The sequence below is a fragment of the Clostridium chromiireducens genome, assembly GCF_002029255.1.
Classification (GTDB): domain Bacteria; phylum Bacillota; class Clostridia; order Clostridiales; family Clostridiaceae; genus Clostridium; species Clostridium chromiireducens.
This window is the reverse complement of record NZ_MZGT01000154.1, coordinates 1-3,013: the sequence shown is the minus strand read 5'-3', so window position 1 is coordinate 3,013 and position 3,013 is coordinate 1. Positions and strand designations below refer to the sequence as shown.

The following is a 3,013-nucleotide window of genomic DNA, read 5'->3' as shown; positions in this document are numbered from 1 at the left end:
AAAAATCAATTAACAAATCAAATATTTCTAACATGGTAGCTGTTTTCATTTTCTTATCTAATATGAAACCACCATAAGTTAATCCACCATGGCTTATAAGTTCATTATCATCTATATTTGCAGGAAGTATACATATCAAATTTTTCTTATTGTCATAAAACATAAGTGACATATCAGTAAATCTATCTTTATGATAATCCATGTACTCTCTCATCATTAGAAATGTAGAATTCTTACTTTTACACACAAATTCATTCCATATATTTTTTTTATCGTCACTATACACTTCTAAATCCATTAGATAATTACTCCTCCAAAATTGCATAGCCAAAACCTGTCTTACCATGCCTATTTCCATTATAAAACATATAAGTTTTATTATTGAATTTTACTATATTAGGATAACAGATCATTTCTGAATCCCATCCGCTCTCAGATTTTTCAATTCCAACTTCCTCATCTAACCTTGTCCAATCAAGTCCATTTTTAGATATTGCAAACCCAATTTTATATGGTTGATTGGTACTTCTTATTGAATACCACATTTTATACATATCATTTTCCTTTATAACCCATGGTCGTCCAAAACCATATTCATATTCGTTTTTAAAGCTTATACATGTACGATTCTCACTAATCCATTCAATTCCATCGTATGAATAAGCATATTTTATAACATACTTAGGATAACTCTTATCATTTACTACAATCCAATTTATAGCAGAAACATACCAACATTTAAAAATATTATCTTCCATTATTATGCTGGTTGCAGAGCGCAGATATGGTTCTTCCCTTGTTCTATCAAGAATAGGTACATTGGAACCTTTAGAAAAATTCTCTCCATCTTCGCTGGTGGCTAAACCTGCAAAAAGCATATGAGGTACTCTTTCACACCTTTGCCATCCATAATAATATAGGTATTTTTTATTATTTACTGTTAAGATGCAGGATGGATTAACTCCCGAATCATCGAAGGTACCAATATGACCTATATCTAAAACTGGCTTTTCACTTAAATTCTTTATATTTTTTAAGTTTAGCATGTCCACATCAATATAACCTATTCTTCCATACATCTCCTTATCCAATGTGGCGAAATAAATCCTTACGGTATCATTACTTATAATGTCTGCAGTTGGAATTAATGCATAGCTCTGCATCCACTCAAATTCACCTTTGGGTGAAAAGATTAATCCTTGTTTATTCCATTTCATGAAATCATTCCTTTATAGAGTTCTTTGTTCTTTCTGATAAAAATTCCACATCAGATGCCTTGCCTTTTACAATTTTACCAATATCAATATCTTTTAAAATCAAAGCACCTGCCCCAATAATACAGTCACTTCCTATATTAATATTATTTATTATAGTTGCGTTAACTCCTATAAAACAATTATCACCTATATTACAAAATCCAGATACAACTGCATGAGATGCCACAAAACAATTGTCGCCAAATTTTGAATGATGACCAATATGATTTCCACTCCATAAGACGGTATTATTACCCAATTCAACAAAAGGTTGTACCACGTTGTTTTCAAATATGAAACTGTGTTCTCCAATTTTTACATTTTTCCATACAAAAGCATGAGAACTAATATATGAAGCTAGTTTATATCCTTTATTCTTACATTCATTCATTAATCTTGTTCTTAATCTATTTAACTTTTTATAAACCGCTGCAACAAAAACATAATATTGTTTTGGATCATATAATTTTTCTATATCTTCAAAAGAAATAACTGGCAGTCCAAGTATTTCTTTATCTTTTAAATAATCTTTTTCAACTGAAAAAGCAACTACCTCATAATCAGAATCATAAGTAAAATATTCATATGCTATTTGAGCAAATGCACTGTCTCCTATAATTATTAATTTTTTATTTTTGTCCATTTTTGAACCTCCTTATAATTAATTAAGGTTTTATAATTAATATATCTTCTCTCCTGTTTGCCATTGGCAGCTTTTTATCTTGAGGAAGTATATAACTATCAAATCCTGCTAACCTGCATCTTTGAATAATTGACATTACAACTGAATCATCAATGTTTTTTGACTCAATATTGTTAAATTTCACTATAGGTTGCACCTTAATACCTGTAAAATTCTGATGATATTTTATACCTTGATTTGAAGAAAAAAATCTTTTTCTTTTTGATATATTAGGTATATCTCCAATAAGCATTACTCCTAATTCTTTTAAAAGAGTAAGTGAGGTATCAATAAAATCGAATATACTTTGTTCAGTAAACGCATATTGAATTACGCTGTAAGTTATAATACAATCAATTTTTCCTATATAATTTTCTATAAATTTTTCACATGATTTAGGATAATACCCTTTGACTTTTAATACAAAATCGTATTCCGGCAGATTATTCAACATTTCTTCTGAATCAATGAGTATTAACTTGTGCTTATTTGTTTTGCAGTATTCAATTAACATTAAAGTTAAGTTACTACATCCGGATCCAATATCTAAAATTGTTTTATTTTTTTCATCTTCTATTCCGAGTTTGGTTATTATGTCATCAAATATAAATTTTTCCTTATTCTGTCTATATTCAATTGGGAAACCAACTTTTTCAATATCATTTAATTTATCATTTTGGGCTAATTCCTTAAATTTTTCATAACTCAAATCGTCAAATATATCTGATTTTAAGTTCACATTAAATCTCTCCTTGAATATTTATCTATATATCATACTTTCTAAATTTATGTTTTTTATAGCTATTATAGACCATACAATAATTTTTTTAGTAAACTATTGGCAATAAGATTTGATTTTAAATTTATTCTATTCCCACTCTAAGTACATTTTCCTATTATTATCATAAAATATATAGATGAGCTAGATTTTTTAATATGGAGATGAATAAATGTATAATTGTTCCCTATTTAAATTTTTAAGTATAAAAAGCAACTATGGAAATCTAACTCCTATTGAGGAGCTATTTGATATTCCTTTTAGCATAAAACGAATTTATTATATTACTAAGGTTCC

At 27.9% G+C, this 3,013-nt stretch carries 4 protein-coding genes and 1 pseudogene; 1 reads left to right on the top strand and 4 read right to left on the bottom strand.

The window, feature by feature from the left end; all coding sequences use genetic code 11:
- The 4 genes and pseudogenes from CLCHR_RS24010 to CLCHR_RS23995 all read right to left on the bottom strand — a co-directional run.
- Positions 1-298 (bottom strand): annotated as a pseudogene (locus tag CLCHR_RS24010) (GNAT family N-acetyltransferase); the annotation flags it as partial.
- A 7-nt stretch (positions 299-305) separates the two neighbouring features.
- The gene (locus CLCHR_RS24005) at positions 306-1,217 is read right to left on the bottom strand and encodes a glycoside hydrolase family protein (RefSeq protein ID WP_079442454.1); all 912 of its coding nucleotides are present in this window, start codon (positions 1,215-1,217) and stop codon (positions 306-308) included.
- A 4-nt stretch (positions 1,218-1,221) separates the two neighbouring features.
- Entirely contained in the window at positions 1,222-1,899 is a 678-nt protein-coding gene (locus tag CLCHR_RS24000) for an acetyltransferase (protein WP_079442453.1), read from the bottom strand.
- Positions 1,900-1,921: 22 nt separating this feature from the next.
- The gene (locus CLCHR_RS23995) at positions 1,922-2,677 is read right to left on the bottom strand and encodes a class I SAM-dependent methyltransferase (protein ID WP_079442452.1); all 756 of its coding nucleotides are present in this window, start codon (positions 2,675-2,677) and stop codon (positions 1,922-1,924) included.
- Between the two features lie 211 nt (positions 2,678-2,888).
- On the opposite strand from CLCHR_RS23995, the gene CLCHR_RS25555 reads away from it, so the two are divergent.
- Positions 2,889-3,013: WxcM-like domain-containing protein (locus tag CLCHR_RS25555; protein WP_207652343.1), on the top strand; the 125-nt coding region annotated here is incomplete at its 3' end.